Origin of the sequence: Pseudomonas sp. R28(2017) (genome assembly GCF_002112505.1) — a bacterium.
GTDB lineage: Bacteria > Pseudomonadota > Gammaproteobacteria > Pseudomonadales > Pseudomonadaceae > Aquipseudomonas.
On sequence record NZ_NEHW01000003.1, the window covers coordinates 256,929 to 276,036 of the forward strand.

At 64.3% G+C, this 19,108-nt stretch carries 19 protein-coding genes and 2 pseudogenes; 18 read left to right on the forward strand and 3 right to left on the reverse strand.

The features are described 5' to 3' along the window. Positions 1–126: 126 nt before the first annotated feature. From hslV to CAF78_RS06655, 7 genes are all read left to right on the forward strand, one after another. Positions 127–657 carry an ATP-dependent protease subunit HslV gene (hslV, locus tag CAF78_RS06625; protein WP_027920652.1) on the forward strand — a complete coding sequence of 177 codons (531 nt, stop codon included), beginning with the start codon at positions 127–129 and terminating at the stop codon, positions 655–657. Between the two features lie 76 nt (positions 658–733). Beyond that, a complete protein-coding gene (gene hslU, locus CAF78_RS06630) occupies positions 734–2,077 on the forward strand; it encodes an ATP-dependent protease ATPase subunit HslU (protein WP_085676678.1) in 1,344 nt (447 codons plus the stop codon). 146 nt (positions 2,078–2,223) lie between these two features. After that, positions 2,224–2,601 carry a gamma-butyrobetaine hydroxylase-like domain-containing protein gene (locus CAF78_RS06635; protein WP_079229991.1) on the forward strand — a complete coding sequence of 126 codons (378 nt, stop codon included), beginning with the start codon at positions 2,224–2,226 and terminating at the stop codon, positions 2,599–2,601. A 353-nt stretch (positions 2,602–2,954) separates the two neighbouring features. Continuing rightward, positions 2,955–4,634, forward strand: coding sequence for a class II poly(R)-hydroxyalkanoic acid synthase (phaC, locus tag CAF78_RS06640; RefSeq protein ID WP_085676677.1), 1,680 nt, complete (start codon positions 2,955–2,957; stop codon positions 4,632–4,634). Between the two features lie 63 nt (positions 4,635–4,697). Next, positions 4,698–5,549 (forward strand): poly(3-hydroxyalkanoate) depolymerase, encoded by an 852-nt coding sequence (gene phaZ / locus CAF78_RS06645; protein ID WP_060509739.1) that lies wholly within the window; start codon positions 4,698–4,700, stop codon positions 5,547–5,549. 55 nt (positions 5,550–5,604) lie between these two features. Further along, on the forward strand, positions 5,605–7,287 hold the full coding sequence (gene phaC / locus CAF78_RS06650; protein ID WP_085676676.1) for a class II poly(R)-hydroxyalkanoic acid synthase: 1,683 nt from the start codon (positions 5,605–5,607) through the stop codon (positions 7,285–7,287). Between the two features lie 13 nt (positions 7,288–7,300). Further along, a complete protein-coding gene (locus CAF78_RS06655; RefSeq protein WP_085676675.1) occupies positions 7,301–7,915 on the forward strand; it encodes a TetR/AcrR family transcriptional regulator in 615 nt (204 codons plus the stop codon). A 151-nt stretch (positions 7,916–8,066) separates the two neighbouring features. Here the strand turns inward: CAF78_RS06655 and CAF78_RS06660 are convergent, their stop codons facing one another. The 3 genes from CAF78_RS06660 to CAF78_RS06670 form a co-directional block, all read right to left on the reverse strand. Next, a complete protein-coding gene (locus CAF78_RS06660; protein ID WP_085676674.1) occupies positions 8,067–8,855 on the reverse strand; it encodes a phasin family protein in 789 nt (262 codons plus the stop codon). A gap of 10 nt (positions 8,856–8,865) precedes the next feature. Further along, positions 8,866–9,285: a phasin family protein gene (locus tag CAF78_RS06665; protein ID WP_085676673.1), complete on the reverse strand. Its 420-nt coding sequence runs from the start codon at positions 9,283–9,285 to the stop codon at positions 8,866–8,868. A 112-nt stretch (positions 9,286–9,397) separates the two neighbouring features. Continuing rightward, on the reverse strand, positions 9,398–9,673 hold the full coding sequence (locus CAF78_RS06670) for a polyhydroxyalkanoic acid system family protein (protein WP_085676672.1): 276 nt from the start codon (positions 9,671–9,673) through the stop codon (positions 9,398–9,400). A gap of 124 nt (positions 9,674–9,797) precedes the next feature. On the opposite strand from CAF78_RS06670, the gene ubiE reads away from it, so the two are divergent. The 11 genes and pseudogenes from ubiE to CAF78_RS28985 form a co-directional block, all read left to right on the forward strand. Next, a complete protein-coding gene (gene ubiE, locus CAF78_RS06675) occupies positions 9,798–10,568 on the forward strand; it encodes a bifunctional demethylmenaquinone methyltransferase/2-methoxy-6-polyprenyl-1,4-benzoquinol methylase UbiE (RefSeq protein ID WP_085676671.1) in 771 nt (256 codons plus the stop codon). Beyond that, the gene (locus CAF78_RS06680) at positions 10,568–11,191 is read left to right on the forward strand and encodes an SCP2 domain-containing protein (protein WP_085676670.1); all 624 of its coding nucleotides are present in this window, start codon (positions 10,568–10,570) and stop codon (positions 11,189–11,191) included. Before ubiE ends, CAF78_RS06680 begins: the two co-directional genes overlap by 1 nt. Next, entirely contained in the window at positions 11,188–12,810 is a 1,623-nt protein-coding gene (ubiB, locus tag CAF78_RS06685) for a ubiquinone biosynthesis regulatory protein kinase UbiB (RefSeq protein ID WP_085676669.1), read from the forward strand. Before CAF78_RS06680 ends, ubiB begins: the two co-directional genes overlap by 4 nt. Before the next feature lie 72 nt (positions 12,811–12,882). Next, positions 12,883–13,275: a phosphoribosyl-AMP cyclohydrolase gene (gene hisI, locus CAF78_RS06690; protein WP_085676668.1), complete on the forward strand. Its 393-nt coding sequence runs from the start codon at positions 12,883–12,885 to the stop codon at positions 13,273–13,275. Position 13,276: 1 nt separating this feature from the next. Then, entirely contained in the window at positions 13,277–13,612 is a 336-nt protein-coding gene (locus CAF78_RS06695) for a phosphoribosyl-ATP diphosphatase (RefSeq protein WP_085676667.1), read from the forward strand. 76 nt (positions 13,613–13,688) lie between these two features. Beyond that, entirely contained in the window at positions 13,689–13,961 is a 273-nt protein-coding gene (locus CAF78_RS06700) for a twin-arginine translocase TatA/TatE family subunit (protein ID WP_085676666.1), read from the forward strand. A gap of 3 nt (positions 13,962–13,964) precedes the next feature. Continuing rightward, positions 13,965–14,347 (forward strand): annotated as a pseudogene (tatB, locus tag CAF78_RS06705) (Sec-independent protein translocase protein TatB); the annotation flags it as partial. Next, the gene (gene tatC, locus CAF78_RS06710; protein WP_085676664.1) at positions 14,327–15,118 is read left to right on the forward strand and encodes a twin-arginine translocase subunit TatC; all 792 of its coding nucleotides are present in this window, start codon (positions 14,327–14,329) and stop codon (positions 15,116–15,118) included. The pseudogene tatB and the gene tatC, both read left to right, overlap by 21 nt. Then, the gene (locus CAF78_RS06715) at positions 15,115–15,822 is read left to right on the forward strand and encodes a 16S rRNA (uracil(1498)-N(3))-methyltransferase (protein WP_085676663.1); all 708 of its coding nucleotides are present in this window, start codon (positions 15,115–15,117) and stop codon (positions 15,820–15,822) included. The genes tatC and CAF78_RS06715 overlap by 4 nt, the downstream gene beginning before the upstream one ends. A 100-nt stretch (positions 15,823–15,922) precedes the next feature. Further along, positions 15,923–17,839 (forward strand): methyl-accepting chemotaxis protein, encoded by a 1,917-nt coding sequence (locus CAF78_RS06720; RefSeq protein ID WP_085676662.1) that lies wholly within the window; start codon positions 15,923–15,925, stop codon positions 17,837–17,839. A 132-nt stretch (positions 17,840–17,971) separates the two neighbouring features. Further along, a pseudogene (locus CAF78_RS28985) lies at positions 17,972–19,009 on the forward strand (methyl-accepting chemotaxis protein); the annotation flags it as partial. Positions 19,010–19,108 lie beyond the last annotated feature (99 nt).

Here is a 19,108-nt window from a genome sequence, read left to right on the forward strand (position 1 = left end):
CGAATGGGCCAACCTCGATAGCCCCGTCGAGCGCGACCATTCATCCCCCCCGGTTGAAATCCTTCCCCCCACCCCCATATGAGTCTGCATCAGGCAATTTTGCCCCGCTGCGTGGAGACTCTCCCCTTGACCACCATCGTTTCTGTCCGCCGTAACGGCAAAGTCGTCATGGGCGGCGACGGCCAGGTATCCCTCGGCAACACCGTGATGAAAGGCAACGCCAAGAAGGTTCGTCGCCTGTACAACGGCGAAGTGATCGCCGGTTTCGCCGGTGCCACCGCCGACGCCTTCACCCTGTTCGAGCGCTTCGAAGCCCAGCTGCAGAAACACTCCGGCCACCTGGTGCGTGCTGCCGTCGAGCTGGCCAAGGAATGGCGTACCGACCGCTCCCTGAGCCGCCTGGAAGCCATGCTGGCGGTGGCCAACAAGGACGCATCGCTGATCATCACCGGCAACGGTGACGTCGTCGAACCGGAAGACGGCCTGATCGCCATGGGCTCCGGTGGCGGCTATGCCCAGGCCGCAGCCCGCGCCCTGCTGAACAAGACCGACCTGTCGGCCCGGGAAATCACCGAGGCTGCCCTGAACATCGCCGGTGACATCTGCGTGTTCACCAACCACAACCTGACCATCGAGGAGCAGGACCTGGCCGAGTGATCAGCTGTTCTGGCGCCCCATCCCGGCGGTGGGGCTTTTCCACGCTGACACATTCTGCTTCAGGACCGTATTGATCATGTCCATGACCCCCCGCGAGATCGTCCACGAACTCAACCGCCACATCATCGGCCAGGACGACGCCAAACGCGCCGTCGCCATCGCCCTGCGCAACCGCTGGCGGCGCATGCAGCTCCCCGCCGAGCTGCGTGCCGAAGTGACGCCGAAGAACATCCTGATGATCGGCCCTACCGGCGTCGGCAAGACCGAAATCGCCCGCCGCCTGGCCAAGCTGGCCAACGCGCCGTTCCTCAAGGTCGAAGCGACCAAGTTCACCGAAGTGGGTTACGTCGGCCGCGACGTCGAGTCGATCATCCGTGACCTGGCCGATGCCGCGCTGAAAATGCTCCGCGAACAGGAAATCGTCCGCGTGCGCCACCGCGCCGAAGACGCCGCCGAAGACCGCATCCTCGACGCCCTGCTGCCGCAGGCGCGGGTCAGCAGCTTCAGCGAGGAGGCCGCACAGACCAGCACCGATTCCAACACCCGTCAGCTGTTCCGCAAGCGCCTGCGCGAAGGCCAGCTGGACGACAAGGAAATCGAGATCGAAGTGGCCGAGAACATGGGCGTCGAAATCGCCGCGCCACCCGGCATGGAAGAAATGACCAACCAGCTGCAGAGCCTGTTCGCCAACATGGGCAAGGGCAAGCGCAAGACGCGCAAGCTGAAGGTCAAGGAAGCGCTGAAGATGGTGCGCGACGAGGAAGCCAGCCGCCTGGTCAACGAGGAAGAGCTCAAGGGCAAAGCCCTGGAAGCGGTCGAGCAGCACGGCATCGTGTTCATCGACGAAATCGACAAAGTGGCCAAGCGTGGCAACGTCGGCGGTGCCGATGTATCCCGTGAAGGCGTGCAGCGCGACCTGCTGCCGCTGATCGAAGGCTGCACCGTCAACACCAAGCTGGGCATGGTCAAGACCGACCACATCCTGTTCATTGCCTCCGGTGCGTTCCACCTGAGCAAGCCGAGCGACCTGGTGCCGGAGCTGCAAGGCCGCCTGCCGATCCGTGTCGAACTCAAGGCACTGACCCCGGAAGACTTCGAGCGCATCCTGAAGGAGCCGCACGCCTCGCTGACCGAGCAGTACAGTGCGCTGCTGAAGACCGAAGGCCTGAACATCGAGTTCGCCGCCGACGGCATCAAGCGCCTGGCCGAGATTGCCTACCAGGTCAACGAAAAGACCGAGAACATCGGTGCCCGCCGCCTGCACACCCTGCTCGAGCGCCTGCTCGAAGAGGTATCGTTCAGCGCCGGTGACCTGGCCAGCACCCACGACGAAGCACCGATCCTCATCGATGCGGCGTATGTGAATGGCCACCTGGGTGAACTGGCACAGAACGAAGACCTGTCGCGCTACATCCTGTAAGAGCGGCGTCGTCTTCTTCGCGGGCAAGCCCGCTCCCACAGGTTATGTGATCACCTGTGGGAGCGGGCTTGCCCGCGAATGGGCCCTTGAATACCTTCTCAGGAAGCTGGAAGCTTGCACCATCAGCTCCCGAGAGATTCCAGACCATGGCCCGCCTGCCCACCGCCATCAACCTGCACAAAGCCTCCAAGACCCTCAGCCTCACCTACGCCCCCGGCGAGGTCTATCACCTGCCCGCCGAATTCCTGCGCGTGCACTCGCCTTCCGCCGAGGTCCAGGGCCACGGCAACCCCATCCTGCAGTTCGGCAAGATCAACGTCGGCCTCGCAGGCCTGGAACCTGCCGGCCAATATGCACTGAAACTGACCTTCGACGACGGCCATGACAGCGGCCTGTTCACCTGGGAATACCTCGAGCAGCTGTGCCTGCGCCAGGAGCAGCTGTGGGCCGAGTACCTCGATGAACTGCACAAGGCCGGCAAGTCCCGCGACCCGGCCGAATCGGTGGTCAAACTCATGCTCTAACTCAAGCCTTCCATGCTTTAGAGCGCATTTTCTAATCTCATCTGTTTGAATGCCTTACAGACAACTCTTCAACCGGTTGTCTTGCGCATTACATGAAAGTCGGGTAACCAATGGAGCTGGCAAGTTCCCTGCATTGCCTTGAGGGCAATCAGGCACTGGCCGGTATGTAGAGGTCGCGAGCGAAAGCAGGCTGTCTTCACACGCAGAATCCCCCGCAGCTCATCGCCGAATGCATCCGGCCCGCAGCACCGCTGTTCCTTATCACTGGTCACCCGAGTAGCAGTACCGGGCTGTCCGCTGTGCGTTGCGCCACAGCAATCCGGTACTCGTCTCAGGACAACGGAGCGTCGTAGATGAGTAACAAGAACAACGATGAGTTGCAGCGGCAAGCCTCGGAAAACACCCTGGGGCTGAACCCGGTCATCGGCATCCGCCGCAAGGACCTGCTGAGCTCTGCGCGTACCGTGCTGCGTCAGGCCGTGCGCCAGCCGCTGCACAGCGCCAAGCATGTCGCGCACTTCGGCGTGGAGCTGAAGAACGTGCTGCTGGGCAAGTCCAGCCTCGCCCCGGAAGGTGACGACCGTCGCTTCCAGGACCCGGCCTGGAGCAAGAACCCGCTGTACCGCCGTTACCTGCAGACCTACCTGGCCTGGCGCAAGGAGCTGCAGGAGTGGATCGGCAGCAGCGACCTGTCGCCCCAGGACATCAGCCGCGGCCAGTTCGTCATCAACCTGATGACCGAAGCCATGGCGCCGACCAACACCCTGTCCAACCCGGCGGCGGTCAAACGCTTCTTCGAAACCGGCGGCAAGAGCCTGCTGGACGGCCTGTCCAACCTGGCCAAGGACGTGGTCAACAACGGCGGCATGCCCAGCCAGGTCAACATGGACGCGTTCGAGGTCGGCAAGAACCTTGGCACCAGCGAAGGCGCCGTGGTCTACCGCAACGATGTGCTGGAGTTGATCCAGTACAGCCCGATCACCGAGCAGGTGCATGCCCGCCCGCTGCTGGTGGTGCCCCCGCAGATCAACAAGTTCTACGTCTTCGACCTGAGCCCGGAAAAGAGCCTGGCGCGCTTCTGCCTGCGCTCGCAACAGCAGACCTTCATCATCAGCTGGCGCAACCCGACCAAGGCCCAGCGCGAGTGGGGCCTGTCCACCTACATCGATGCGCTGAAGGAAGCGGTCGACGCGGTACTGGCGATCACCGGCAGCAAAGACCTGAACATGCTCGGCGCCTGCTCCGGCGGCATCACCTGCACCGCCCTGGTCGGCCACTACGCCGCGCTGGGCGAGCAGAAGGTCAACGCCCTGACCCTGCTGGTCAGCGTGCTCGACACCACGATGGACACCGAGGTGGCGTTGTTCGTCGACGAACAGACGCTCGAAGCGGCCAAGCGCCACTCCTACCAGTCCGGGGTGCTCGAAGGCAGTGACATGGCCAAGGTGTTCGCCTGGATGCGCCCCAACGACCTGATCTGGAACTACTGGGTCAACAACTACCTGCTCGGCAACGAGCCACCGGTGTTCGACATCCTGTTCTGGAACAACGACACCACGCGCTTGCCCGCGGCCTTCCACGGCGACCTGATCGAACTGTTCAAGAACAACCCGCTGACCCGCCCGGATGCCCTGGAAGTGTGCGGTACTGCCATCGACCTGAAGAACGTCCAGTGCGACATCTTCAGCGTCGCCGGCACCTCCGACCACATTACCCCGTGGCAGTCGTGCTACCGCTCGGCGCACCTGTTCGGCGGCAAGATCGAGTTCGTGCTGTCCAACAGCGGCCACATCCAGAGCATCCTCAACCCGCCAGGCAACCCCAAGGCCCGCTTCATGACCGGCGCCGACCGCCCGGGCGACCCGGTGGCCTGGCAGGAGAACGCCGAAAAGCATGCCGACTCCTGGTGGCTGCACTGGCAGACCTGGCTGGGCGAGCGCGCCGGCGAGCTGAAAAAGGCCCCGACGCGCCTGGGCAACCGTGCCTATGCCGCCGGCGAGGCGGCACCGGGGACGTACGTCCACGAGCGTTGAGTCGCAATGCCGTGGCCGCTTGGAGCGTGCCACGGTACATTTTCAAGCCACAGAGCCACGCGCATGCCGCTACCCTACATATTCCGCACCGTCGAGCTGGACGACCAATCCATCCGTACTGCGGTGCGCCCGGGCAAGCCGCACCTGACCCCGCTGCTGATCTTCAACGGCATCGGCGCCAACCTTGAGCTGGTGTTCCCGTTCATCGAGGCACTGGACCCGGACCTTGAAGTCATCGCCTTCGACGTCCCCGGCGTGGGGGGCTCGTCCACCCCGCGCCACCCGTACCGCTTTCCCGGCCTGGCCAAGCTGACCGCACGCATGCTCGACTACCTGGACTACGGCCAGGTCAATGTCATCGGCGTGTCCTGGGGTGGCGCCCTGGCCCAGCAGTTCGCCCACGACTACCCCGAGCGCTGCAAGAAGCTGGTGCTGGCGGCCACCGCTGCCGGTGCGGTGATGGTGCCGGGCAAACCCAAGGTGCTGTGGATGATGGCAAGCCCCCGGCGCTACGTGCAGCCATCGCATGTCATCCGCATCGCGCCGCTGATCTATGGCGGCGGTTTTCGCCGCGACCCGGACCTGGCCATGCACCACGCGGCCAAGGTGCGCTCCGGTGGCAAGCTGGGCTACTACTGGCAGCTGTTCGCCGGGCTGGGCTGGACCAGCATCCACTGGCTGCACAAGATCCAGCAGCCGACCCTGGTGCTGGCCGGCGACGACGACCCGTTGATCCCGCTGATCAACATGCGCCTGCTGGCCTGGCGAATTCCCAATGCCCAGCTACATATTATCGACGACGGTCATCTGTTCCTGATCACCCGGGCCGAGGCCGTCGCCCCCATCATCATGAAGTTTCTCCAGCAAGAACGTCAGCGCGCGGTCATGCACCCCAGCCCAGCCTCTGGTGGCTGAATGGTTGCTTGCTGTTGCATGAACCCAACCGTGGCCTGACAAGGGAGTTGTTGCCATGACAGAAAAACCGGCCAAAGGAACGTCAACGCTCCCCGCCACCAGCATGAACGTGCAGAACGCCATCCTCGGCGTGCGCGGTCGCGACCTGATTTCCACCTTGCGCAGCGTCGGGCGCCATGGCCTGCGCAACCCGCTGCACACCGCCCGCCACCTGCTGGCCTTGAGCGGCCAGCTGGGCCGGGTGATGCTCGGCGACACGCCGTATCAGCCGAGCGCGCGCGATACACGCTTCAGCGATCCGACGTGGAGCCAGAACCCGTTCTACCGGCGCGGCCTGCAGGCCTACCTGGCCTGGCAGAAACAAACCCGCCTGTGGATCGAGGAAAGCCACCTGAGCGACGACGACCGGGCGCGTGCGCACTTCATCTTCAACCTGATAAACGACGCCCTGGCCCCGAGCAATTCGCTGCTCAACCCGCTGGCAGTCAAGGAGCTGTTCAACACTGGCGGGCAAAGCCTGGTACGCGGTGTCGCCCACCTGCTCGATGATCTGCGCCACAACGACGGCCTGCCGCGCCAGGTGGACGAGCGCGCCTTCGAAGTCGGCGGCAACCTGGCCGCCACGCCCGGCGCGGTAGTGTTCCGCAACGATCAGCTGGAGCTTATCCAGTACAAGCCCATGAGCGAGAAGCAGCACGCCCGACCCGTGCTGGTGGTGCCGCCGCAGATCAACAAGTACTACATCTTCGACCTGCAGCCGACCAACAGCTTCGTCCAGTACATGCTCAAGAACGGTTTGCAGGTGTTCATGGTCAGCTGGCGCAACCCCGACCCACGCCACCGCGAGTGGGGCCTGTCGAGTTATGTACAGGCGCTGGAAGAAGCGCTCAACGCCTGCCGCAGCATCAGCGGCAACCGCGACCCCAACCTGATGGGCGCCTGCGCCGGCGGGCTGACCATGGCCGCGCTGCAGGGCCACCTGCAGGCCAAGCACCAGCTGCGCCGGGTACGCAGCGCCACGTACCTGGTCAGCCTGCTCGACAGCAAGTTCGACAGCCCCGCCAGCCTGTTCGCCGACGAGCAGACCATCGAGGCGGCCAAGCGCCGTTCGTACCAGCGCGGCGTGCTGGACGGTGGCGAAGTGGCGCGGATCTTCGCCTGGATGCGGCCCAACGACCTGATCTGGAACTACTGGGTCAACAACTACCTGCTCGGCAAGACCCCGCCGGCCTTCGACATCCTTTACTGGAATGCCGACAGCACCCGCCTGCCGGCCGCCCTGCATGGCGACCTGCTGGACTTCTTCAAGGTCAACCCGCTGACCCATGCCGCTGGCCTTGAGGTGTGCGGCACACCGATCGACCTCAAGCAGGTCGACCTCGACAGCTTCACCGTGGCCGGCAGCAACGACCACATCACGCCATGGGACGCGGTGTATCGCTCGGCCTTGCTGCTCGGTGGCGACCGGCAGTTCGTGCTGGCCAACAGCGGGCACATCCAGAGCATCATCAACCCGCCCGGCAACCCCAAGGCCTACTACCTGGAAAACCCCAAGCTTTCGAGTGACCCACGCGCCTGGTTCCATGACGCACAGCGCCGCGACGGCAGCTGGTGGCCGCTATGGCTGGAGTGGATCACGCCGCGCTCCGGCCCGCTCAAGGCGCCACGCACGGAGCTGGGCAACGCCACCTATCCACCGCTGGGCCCTGCGCCAGGCACCTATGTCCTGACCCGATGAGCACCACGACTGGATGAAGACCCGCGACCGTATCCTCGAATGCGCCCTGCAGCTGTTCAACTCACAGGGCGAACCCAATGTATCGACACTGGAGATCGCCAACGAACTGGGCATCAGCCCGGGCAACCTGTACTACCACTTCCACGGCAAGGAGCCCTTGATTCACGGGCTGTTCGACCGTTTCGAAGAAGCGCTGATGCCGTTGCTCGACCCACCGCTGGAAGTGCGCCTGGAGGCCGAGGACTACTGGTTGTTCCTGCACCTGATCGTCGAGCGCATGGCCCAGTACCGGTTTCTGTTCCAGGACCTGTCCAACCTGACCGGGCGCCTGCCCAAGCTGGCACGGGGCATGCGCAGCCTGATCAATGCACTCAAGCGCACGCTGGCGGCACTGTTGGCCAGCCTCAAGGGCCAGGGGCAAGTGGTCAGTGAGACAGAAGCATTGGGGCAACTGGTGGAACAGATCACCCTGACCTTGATGTTCTCGCTGGACTACCAGCGGGTGCTGGGGCGCGAAGGCGACGTGGGGATCGTGGTGTATCAGGTGATGATGCTGGTGGCGCCGCATCTTGAGGTGCAGGCACGGGGGGCAGCCGAGGCGTTGGCGGTACGGTATCTGGAGGGGTAGGCCTGTTGCTTCGGCGCAGGGGCCTCCGCGGACATGTCGGGGCGCCGAACCGCCGCTCCCACAGGGCCCGCGCTGACTTTCCGATCTGCGCTGTACCTGTGGGAGCGGCGGTTCGGCGCCCCGACATGCCCCCGAAGAAGGCGACCCGGTATCAGATCAGGGTACCGGTGCCCGCCGGTGCCGACGGGGTGCTGCTGGCCGGGATAGCGGCAGGTGCCGGCGCTGCGGTAGCGGCCGGCGCGGCGCTGGCCGCTGGCGCTGCCGGTTTGGCGGCTGCCGGCTTGGCAGGGGCCTTCTTCACCGCTGGCTTCTTCGCAGCGGCAGGCTTGGCGGCAACAGGCTTGGCAGCTGGTTTTGCCGCTGGCTTGGCCGCTGCGGTCTTGGCTGCAGGCTTGGCCGCGGCAGTTTTTGCTGCCGGTTTGGCTGCTGCCGGTTTGGCCGCCGCCGTTTTCGCCGCGGGCTTGGCCAATGGCTTGGCCGCCGCCTTGCTCGCTGCCGGCTTGGCCGCTGCAGCACGCGAGGAGATCGGGGTGACCGAAGCGCCGGTCAGTTTCTCGATCTGCTTGGTCAGGCTGTCGACCTGCTGGTGCAGGGCCTTGATCTCGTTGCGGCTCGGTACGCCCAGGCGCGAAATGGCGCTGTTCAGGCGCTTGTCGAAGGCTTCTTCGAGTTCGCTCCACTTGCCCAAGGCACGGTCCTTCACGCCGGAAACGCGTGAAGTGGTCGACGACTTGGCGCTTTCTGCCACGTCTTCAGCGGTCTTCTTGGCTTGCTTCTCGGCCTTCTCGCCATCCTTCACCAGCGAGTCGAACAGCTTCGGACCGTCCTGGTCGACTTTCGAATAGATACCCAGCCCCGCCAGCCAGATCTTGCGGGAGTACTTCTCGATCCCGCCGATCCAGGAGCTGCCTTCTTTGTCGGAATTCTTCTTGCCAGCCATCCTGCTCTCCTTATGGTTTGTGCGCGACGCGCTCGAGCAGCTCATGCAGCTGTTCAAGCTTGATGGACAACGCCTCAACGTCATGTTTAGACGGAATGCCAAGGCGATTCAAGGCGCGACCTACCCGTGCGTCGAAAGCTTTTTCGATCTTGTCGAGTTGAACTTCGACCTTGCCGCGGACGCGGCTGACTTCCTGAGTGGCTTCGTCGATCTGGTTGTTGGCGGCATCGAGCTCTTTGTCGATACGCTTCTTGCCGCGTTTCTCGACGCCTTCACCGGCTTTCACCAGCTCCTGGAAGTAGTCGGAACCTTCCTGGCCAACACGCGCATAGGCGCCGATGCCCGCCAGCCAGATCTTGCGCGCGTAGCCGCGCACCTCGCCCAGGGTGCTCTGGGCGTCTTCCTTTTTCTTCACAGTCACTTTGGCCATGCTCTGTACCTCATGCTCATGAGTGGAGGGAGGATGCGCCCATGGAGGTTGGGCTTGAGCACAAGGTAAAGAGGAAAATTAGAATCCTCACCCTAAGGCAAGGGCAGCCGCTTCACGCCAGGGCCTTGTCCAGGGCGCGCTCGATCTCGCCCTTGATGGTGCTGCTCATCATCGACAGCATCATGCCGAGCTTCAGCTCCACGCGGATGCTGTCGTCAAAGATGTGCACGCTGCCGTTGGCGCCGCTGCGCGCCACGTCGACCCGGTCACCGTTCCAGGTGGCCTTGAGGTCGTATTCGCGGCTGAGCTTGTCGACCAGCGCTTCGGCCTTGGCGCGGGCGGCATCGCGGCCGAGGGAGTGTTTGCGTTCGACGCTGATCTGGGTCATGCGGGCGTTCCTGGGTATGTAGACATAATCTGCATTATGCCCGCCCCTGCCCCATGGCACACCCCGCCAAGACAAATCCGCCCGTTCGCCCTAGAATGGCGGTAATTTTTTCCGGTGAAGCGATATGAACGACCAGCGCAAAGGCGACCACGCCGAACCCACCACCCATTTCGGCTACCAGGACGTCCCTGAAAGCCAGAAGGCGAAGAAAGTCGCAGAAGTATTCCACTCGGTGGCCGCCAAGTACGACCTGATGAACGACGTGCTCTCCGGCGGCATGCACCGCCTGTGGAAGCGGTTCACCATCGAGCTGTCGGGCGTGCGCGCCGGCAACCGCGTGCTGGACATCGCCGGTGGCACCGGCGACCTGGCCGCCAAGTTCTCGCGCCTGGTCGGCCCGACGGGCCAGGTGGTGCTGGCCGACATCAACGACTCGATGCTCAAGGTCGGCCGTGACCGCCTGCTCGACCGCGGCGTGGCCGGCAACATCGAATTCGTCCAGGCCGACGCCGAGAAGCTGCCGTTCCCTGACAACCACTTCGACTGCGTGACCATCGCCTTCGGCCTGCGCAACGTCACCCACAAGGACGAAGCCATCCGCTCGATGCTGCGTGTGCTCAAACCGGGCGGGCGCCTGTTGATCCTGGAGTTCTCCAAGCCGACCAACAAGCTGATGTCCAAGGCCTACGACGCCTACTCGTTCGCCTTCATGCCGCTGGCCGGCAAGCTGATCACCAATGATTCGGAAAGCTACCGTTACCTCGCCGAGTCGATCCGCATGCACCCGGACCAGGAAACCCTCAAGAGCATGATGGTCGAGGCCGGTTTCGACCGCGTCACCTACCACAACATGACCAGCGGCATCGTTGCCGTGCACCGGGGAATCAAGCCCTGATGCTGCTGGCCGGGCTGCTCGCCAGTGTCGAACATGGCCTGAACCGCGTCCTGCGCATGGACAGCACGGCCTTGCCGCGGCTGGCCGCGCTGGAAGGCAAGGTCATCGAGATCGACTGCCGCCAACCGGCCCTGCAGGTGTTCATCCTGCCCGATGAAGAAGGCCTGATGCTCGCCGCCCACTGGGAGGGCGAGGTCGACTGCAGCCTGCGCGCCCCGGCTGGCAGCCTGGTGCAACTGGCCGTGGCCAGTGACAAGACCGCCGTGCTGCACAGCCCGCAGGTCGAACTGCATGGCGACAGCGCCGTACTGCTGGACCTGTTCGGCGTGCTGCAGGACCTGGAGCTGGACTGGGAACACGAACTGCAGCGCTGGCTCGGGCCGGTGGCCATGGCGATGCTCGCCGGCCATATCCGCCTGCGTGCACGCTGGACCCGTCAGGGCCTGGCACGTTTCAGCCAGAACCTGTCCGAGTACCTGGCCGAGGAATCACGCACCCTGGTGGGCCAGCGCGAAGCCGAAGCCGCTTTCAGCGAGCTCGACACCCTCAAGCTCGATATCGAACGCCTCGAGGCGCGCCTGCTGCGCCTCTCCCGATCCCTTGATACCAGCGATAACGCATGAAGCTGCTCGCCGTCCGCCGTCTTTTTCGCATCCAGCGTGTGGTGATCCGCTACCGTCTCGATGACCTGTTGTTCGATCAACCCCTGCTGCCCTGGTGGCTGGCCAGCCTGCGCCTGCTGATGCCCTGGCGCTGGCTGCCGCGCAAACCTTCCGAGCTCAACCGTGGCGCGCGCCTGCGCCTGGCGCTGCAGGACCTGGGGCCGATCTTCATCAAGTTCGGCCAGTTGCTGTCCACGCGCCGCGACCTGCTGCCCACCGACATCGCCGACGAGCTGATGCTGCTGCAGGACCGCGTACCGCCGTTCGATCCGCAAAAAGCCGTGGCGATGATCGAAGATCAGCTCGGCGCCAAGGTCGGCGAAGTATTCAGCCGCTTCGACGTCGAGCCGCTGGCCTCGGCCTCGGTGGCCCAGGTGCATGCCGCCCGCCTCAAGACTGGCGAAGAGGTGGTGGTCAAGGTGGTTCGCCCGGGCCTCAAGCCAGTGATCGCCCAGGACCTGGCCTGGCTGTTCCTGATCGCCAAGGCCGCCGAACGCGCCTCGGCCGATGCCCGCCGCCTGCACCCGGTGGAAATCGTCGGCGACTACGAAAAGACCATTTACGACGAACTCGACCTGCTGCGCGAGGCGGCCAACGCCAGCCAGCTGCGGCGCAACTTCGAAGGTTCCGAGCTGATGTACGTGCCCCAGGTGTACTGGGACCTGTGCCGCCCCAAGGTACTGGTGATGGAGCGCATCTACGGCGTGCCGGTGACCGACATGGCGACCCTGGCCGACCAGCGTACTGACATGAAGATGCTGGCCGAGCGCGGCGTGGAGGTGTTCTTCACCCAGGTGTTCCGCGACAGCTTCTTCCACGCCGACATGCACCCGGGCAACATCTTCGTCAGCACGGTCAAGCCGTGGAGCCCGCAGTACATCGCCATCGACTGCGGCATCGTCGGCAGCCTCACCGCCGAGGACCAGGACTACCTGGCGCGCAACCTGATCGCCTTCTTCAAGCGCGACTACCGCCGCGTTGCCCAGTTGCACATCGACTCGGGCTGGGTGCCGGCGCACACCAAGGTCAATGAATTCGAAGCGGCAATCCGCACCGTGTGCGAGCCGATCTTCGAAAAACCGTTAAAGGATATTTCCTTCGGCCAGGTGCTGATGCGCCTGTTCCAGACCGCACGGCGCTTCAACATGGAAGTCCAGCCGCAGCTGGTGCTGTTGCAGAAGACCCTGCTCAACATCGAAGGCCTGGGCCGCCAGCTGTACCCGGACCTGGACCTGTGGAGCACCGCCAAGCCGTTCCTGGAGCGCTGGATGCGCGAGCGCATGAGCCCCAAGGCGGTCATCGGCAACCTGTACAGCCAGGCTGAACAGTTACCCCACCTGGCCGGCATGACCCGCGACCTGCTCGAGCGCTTGTCGCAGCCGCACCTGGAAGACCCGCAACTGCCGGAACGCCGTCGCCAGGGCGACCGCTGGGCGCTGCGCCTGCTCGGCGCCGGCCTGCTGGGCGGCGGCGCGGTGCTGGCCGCGGGTGCCGCCGAAACCGCCAGCCTGGCTGCTCCGGCCGCCTGGCCGGCATGGCTGATGCTGGCTGCTGGCCTTTACCTGATCGTGCGCCAATAGCCAGCCGCGCTGCTGGCTGGCACACTAGCGCAAAGGGCCCGGCACAGGAGCGGGCCCGCTTTGGAGTCGACGATGAAAGACTGGCTGGACGAGATCAAGTGGAACAGCGACGGCCTGGTACCGGCGATCGCCCAGGACCACAAGACCGGACGCGTGCTGATGATGGCCTGGATGAACCGCGAATCGCTGGCGCTGACCGCCGCCGAGCAACGCGCTATCTACTGGTCGCGTTCCCGTGGCAAGCTGTGGCGCAAGGGCGAAGAGTCCGGCCATGTGCAAAAGCTGCATGAAATGCGCCTGGACTGCGATGCCGACGTGATCATCCTGATGGTCGAGCAACTGGGCCATATCGCTTGCCATACCGGCCGTGAAAGCTGCTTCTACCGCGTCTACGAAGACGGCCAGTGGAACACCGTCGACCCGGTTCTGAAAGACCCGGATGCCATCTACAGCGCAGGACACTGACATGAGCGACACCCTCACCCGCCTGGCCGAAGTGCTCGAAGCGCGCAAGCAAGCGGCGCCCGACAGCTCCTACGTGGCCAGCCTGTACCACAAGGGCCTGAACAAGATCCTCGAAAAGCTCGGCGAAGAGTCCGTCGAGACCATCATCGCGGCCAAAGACGCCGCAGTGAGCAAGGATTACAGCGATGTCATCTATGAAACCGCAGACCTGTGGTTCCATAGCCTGGTCATGCTCAGCGCGCTGGGCCAGCATCCACAAGCCGTGCTGGATGAACTGGAGCGCCGTTTCGGGCTTTCCGGGCACGATGAAAAGGCCGCGCGAACGCCTTCGGCCTGACGTATTTTGGGCCCGCCTCCACAGGGGCCGCGTTGCCGGAACGATTTGCTGAACACACATTTTTCAGGAGTACGAAATGGGTATTTTTGACTGGAAACACTGGATCGTCCTGCTGGTCGTCGTCGTCCTGGTGTTCGGCACCAAGAAGCTGAAGAACTTCGGCAGCGACCTGGGCGAATCGATCAAGGGCTTCCGCAAGGCCATGAACGAAGAAGAGAACAAGCCGGCCGAGCAGACCCCGCCACCGGCCCAGCCAGTGCCGCCGGTGCAGAACACTGCCCAGCCGCAGCAAGGCCACACCATCGAGGGCCAGGCCCAGCCGGTCCAAGAGCCGCAGCGGAAAGACTGAGCCATGTTCGGCATCAGCTTCAGCGAGCTGCTGCTCGTCGGCCTGGTCGCCCTGCTGGTGCTCGGCCCCGAGCGCCTGCCGGGTGCCGCGCGTACCGCGGGGCTGTGGATCGGGCGGCTGAAACGCAGCTTCAATGCGATCAAGATGGAGGTCGAGCGCGAAATCGGCGCCGACGATATCCGTCGCCAGCTGCATAACGAGCACATCCTGCAGATGGAAGAGGAAGCCAAGCGTATCCTCAACCCGCAGACACCGCCTGCACCGTCGCCAACCGCCACCCAGCCTGCCGCTGCGCCGACGGCAACACCGGTAGCACCGGCGGCCACGCCTGCACCGCCCGAACAGCCTCAACCGCCGCGAGCCCCATGAGCGAAAATCCGGAACACGACCAGCCGATGCCGCTGGTCTCGCACCTGACCGAACTGCGTACCCGCCTGCTGCGCTGCGTGGCGGTCATTTTCCTGATCTTTGCCGGGCTGTTCTCGTTCGCCCAGCAGATCTACACCCTGGTGTCGGCGCCGCTGCGTGACCATCTGCCGGCCAACGCGACGATGATCGCCACCGACGTGGCCTCGCCGTTCCTGACGCCGTTCAAGCTGACCATGATCGTTTCGCTGTTCCTGGCGATCCCGTTCATCCTCCAGCAGATCTGGGGCTTCATCGCACCAGGCCTGTACCGCCATGAAAAGCGCATCGCCATTCCGCTGCTGGTGTCGAGCATCCTGCTGTTTTACGCCGGCATGGCCTTCGCCTATTTCCTGGTGTTCCCGCTGATGTTCAGCTTCTTCGCCAAGGCCACACCGGAAGGCGTGGCGATGATGACCGACATCGCCGCCTACCTCGACTTCGTCATGACGCTGTTCTTCGCCTTCGGTGTCGCCTTCGAGATCCCGGTGGCCGTGGTGCTGCTGGTGTGGATCGGCGTGGTCGACGTGAAGTACCTGAAGAAGGTTCGCCCGTACGTGATCATCGGCTGTTTCGTGGTCGGCATGATCCTCACCCCGCCAGACATCTTCTCGCAGACGCTGCTGGCCGTGCCCATGTGGCTGCTGTTCGAGATCGGCGTGCTGTGCGGCAGCCTGATCCGCAAGCGCAGCCATGCCGAAGACGAAGCCACCAACGATCATAACGACCAGCCGCCAGCGACCCAGCCGTGAACCTGTTACTCCTTGAAGAGGCCGACTTCGTTTCGGCCGACCGTGTCGTTCTCGCTGATCGGCGCTTCACCCACATGCAGGACATCCACCGGGTCGCCGTGGGCGACACGCTGCGCGTGGGCCGCATCAACGGCCTGATGGGCAAGGCCACGGTGCTGCGCCTGGAAGCGCACGAAGCCGAGCTGCAGGTCGCCTTCGACCAGCAGCCCCCGGCAAAACTGCCGCTGACCCTGGTGCTGGCCGTGCCGCGACCGAAGATGCTGCGCCGGCTGTTCCAGACCGTGGCGACCCTGGGTGTGCCGCGGCTGATCCTGGTGAACAGCTACAAGGTCGAGAAAAGCTTCTGGCAAACGCCCTTTCTCAACCCTGAAACCATTCGCGAGAACCTGATTCTCGGCCTGGAGCAGGCCCGTGACACGGTGCTGCCCGAGGTGATCATCGAGAAGCGCTTCAAACCGTTCGTCGAAGACCGCCTGCCTGCCCTCGCCGAAGGCACCCTCGGCCTGGTCGGCCACCCCGGCCCCTACCCGGCCTGCCCACGCGCCGTCGAGGGGCCCGTCACCCTGGCGATCGGGCCGGAAGGTGGCTGGATTCCCTATGAAGTGGACCTGCTCGGCAAGGCCGGCCTGGCACCCGTGCAGCTGGGTGATCGCATCTTGCGTGTGGAAACCGCTGTAACTGCCTTGCTCTCAAGGATTTTCTGACGAGCGGGTCAAGTTCCTCCTATAAAGTTTCCCCGCGGCAAGCCGATGGCGTTGGCAACACTACAATAATCCGTGCTGCCACGTTGCCGGGGAGTCGAACATGTACCAATGGTTTTCCCAATCGCTGGGGAATGTAAGCGTCAATCGCAAGTTGGGACTGGGCTTCGGCCTGGTGTTACTGCTGACCCTGGCCATCACCTTCACCGGTTGGCAAGGCCTGGACAGCGTCACCGCGCGTGGCGACAAGCTGGGCAACATTTCGGTGATCCACCAGTACACTCAGGAGCTGCGCATCGCCCGCCAGCACTACCAGCGTGACCGCAACGAGGCGGCTATCGGCGAGCTGGAAAAGGCCCTGGGCAATCTCGAGCGCCAGATCAGCTTCATGCTCGGGCAGATCGAGCAACCCACCGACCAGCAGCGCCTGCAACAGCAACAGGCGGCCGTGAGCCAGTACCTGCAGGCCTTCAACGACCTCAAGCAAGCCGCCCAGCGCCGCGAGGCCGCTCGCGGCGTACTGGGCGACAGCGCCGACAAGGCCGTCGAACTGATCAGCCGGGTGCAGCAGCGCCTGCTTCAAAGCGGCGATATCAGCCAGTACCAAAATGCCGTGGCAGTCAGCGCGCTGGTGCAGCAGGCGCGCTTCCAGGTGCGTGGCTACACCTACAGCGGCAACGCCGAGTACCAGCAGACAGCCCTGACGGCCATCGACCAGGCCCTGGCCGAGCTCAAGGCACTGCCTGCCAGGTTGCCCGCCGAATACGCCGCCAGCCTTGATGATTCAGCCACCGCACTGGCCGCCTACCGTGATGCAGTGACCCAGTTCGGCACCGCCCAGAGCGCCAGCGAACAGGCACTGCAACGCATGGCCGACCAGGGCACGGTACTGTTGCAGACCAGTGAGGCGATGACCGTTTCGCAGACCGAAGTGCGCGATGCTGGCACTGCCCAGGCCAAAGTCATGCTCGGCGGTGCCACGGCCCTGGCCTTGGTACTGGGCCTGCTCGCCGCCTGGGCGATTACCCGGCAGATCATCATCCCGCTGCGCCAGACCCTGGCCGCCGCTGAACGCGTGGCCAACGGCGACCTGCGCCAGGACTTGCATGCCACCCGCCGCGACGAACTCGGCCAGCTACAGTCCAGCATGCAGCGCATGACCCAGGGCCTGCGCGAGCTGATCGGGGGTATCGGCGATGGCGTGACGCAGATCGCCAGCGCCGCCGAAGAACTCTCTGCGGTCACCGAGCAGACCAGCGCCGGAGTCAACAATCAGAAGGTCGAGACTGACCAGGTGGCGACCGCGATGAACGAGATGGCCGCCACCGTCCATGAAGTGGCGCGCAATGCCGAGCAGGCCTCTGAAGCTGCGGCAATGGCCGACCAACAGGCACGCGAGGGCGACCGTGTGGTTGGCGAGGCGGTCGCGCAGATCGAGCGCCTGGCCAGCGAGGTGGTCAATTCCAGCGAAGCGATGAACCAGCTCAAGGCCGAAAGCGACAAGATCGGCAGCGTGCTCGACGTGATCAAGTCGGTGGCCCAGCAGACCAACCTGCTGGCGCTCAATGCGGCCATCGAAGCGGCGCGTGCCGGTGAGGCAGGGCGAGGCTTTGCGGTGGTCGCCGACGAAGTGCGCAGCCTGGCCCAGCGCACCCAGCAATCCACCGAAGAAATCGAAGAGCTGATCGCAGGCCTGCAGAGCGGTACCCAGCGGGTGGCCAGCGTGATGGACGCCAGCCGCCAGCTGACCGACAGCAGCGTCGAACTGACCCGCCGCGCCGGCAACTCGCTGGAAACCATCACCCACACGGTGTCGTCGATCCAGGCCATGAACCAGCAGATCGCCACGGCCGCCGAGCAGCAGAGTGCCACGGCCGAAGAGATCAATCGCAGCGTGATGAACGTGCGCGATATCTCCGACCAGACCTCGGCGGCGAGCGAGGAGACTGCCAGCTCCAGCGTCGAACTGGCTCGCCTGGGCACCCACCTGCAAGGGTTGGTTGGGCGGTTCCGGCTCTGACAGTTCACTTCATGTGCTGAATTTTCCTACATAGTTTTCAGGTCAAGTCCTACAGGCCCTGAGCCGATGGGCAGGGATGGGATGCCGGCATCACGCCAGCACCCATCCCTACCCACAGGACGGAGACCTGCCATGTTCGGCTACCTCAATCACAGGCTCGGCAATATCAGTGTCGGCGCCAAGCTCGCCCTCGGCTTCGCCGTGGTCCTCGCGCTCACCCTGGCCACCACGGTCACTGGCTGGCGCGCCCTGGACGGTGCCATCAGCCGCTCGGAACAACTCAGCGAAATCGGCCGGATCAATGATCTGGTCAAAGACCTGCGCGCCGAGCGCATCACCTACCGGGTGCTGGCGGACGACGCCAGCAAGGCACAGATCGCCGGCATTCTGCAGCAGCTGGATGCCATGCTGACCACCCTGCAACAGCGCAGCAGCGTCGATGATTCACGCCAGATGCTGACCCAGAAGCTGCAACTGCTGCAGCGCCTGCGCGAGAACTTCATCACCCTGCAGCGCAGTGTCGCTGCCCGTCGCGCACTGCGCGCAGGCATGCAGGCGCAGGAACAGAAGCTGAACGACGTCATCGACGAACTGCAGACCCAGGCCCTGCTGAAGATGCCGGCTGACAGCCAAGGGGGCGTGCTGGGCATGATGGACACCCTGAGCCGCCAGGTCGACACCGCCAACCAGCAGAGCCTGGTGCCGGCGTACACGTTCTCGCCCCTCGAGGACTTCGCCAAGGTCGGTGATACCGCGCTGAACGCAGCCGATACCAGCCTCGGCCAGCTGCTCCAGGGGCTCGCCCCGCTAGGCCTGCCACGCACGCTGACCGAACAGCCCGGCATCGAGCTGGGCAAGTACCGCACCAGCCTGGACCAGTATCGCCGCACGGCACTGCAGGTCGAACAGCTGCAGAATGAAATGGAGCAGATGGGCAACGAGCTCCGGGCGGCCAGCCTGGAGCTGGGTGAACGGAAGGTGGCACAACGCGACAGCGAGGCTGTTGCCGCCCGCTCCTTGCTCACCAGCGTGGCGCTGCTGGCCCTGGTCGTCGGCATCGTCGCCGGCTGGCTGATCACCCAGCAGATCACCCAACCCCTGCGCCAGACCCTGGCATTGGCCGCACGCATCGCCAAAGGCGACCTGAGCCAGCTCGACCTCGTGCAGCGCCGCGACGAGATGGGCCAGTTGCAGACCCGCATGGGCGAAATGACCGTGAGCCTGCGCGAGCTGATCGGCGGCATCGACCACGGTGTCGGCCAGCTGTCA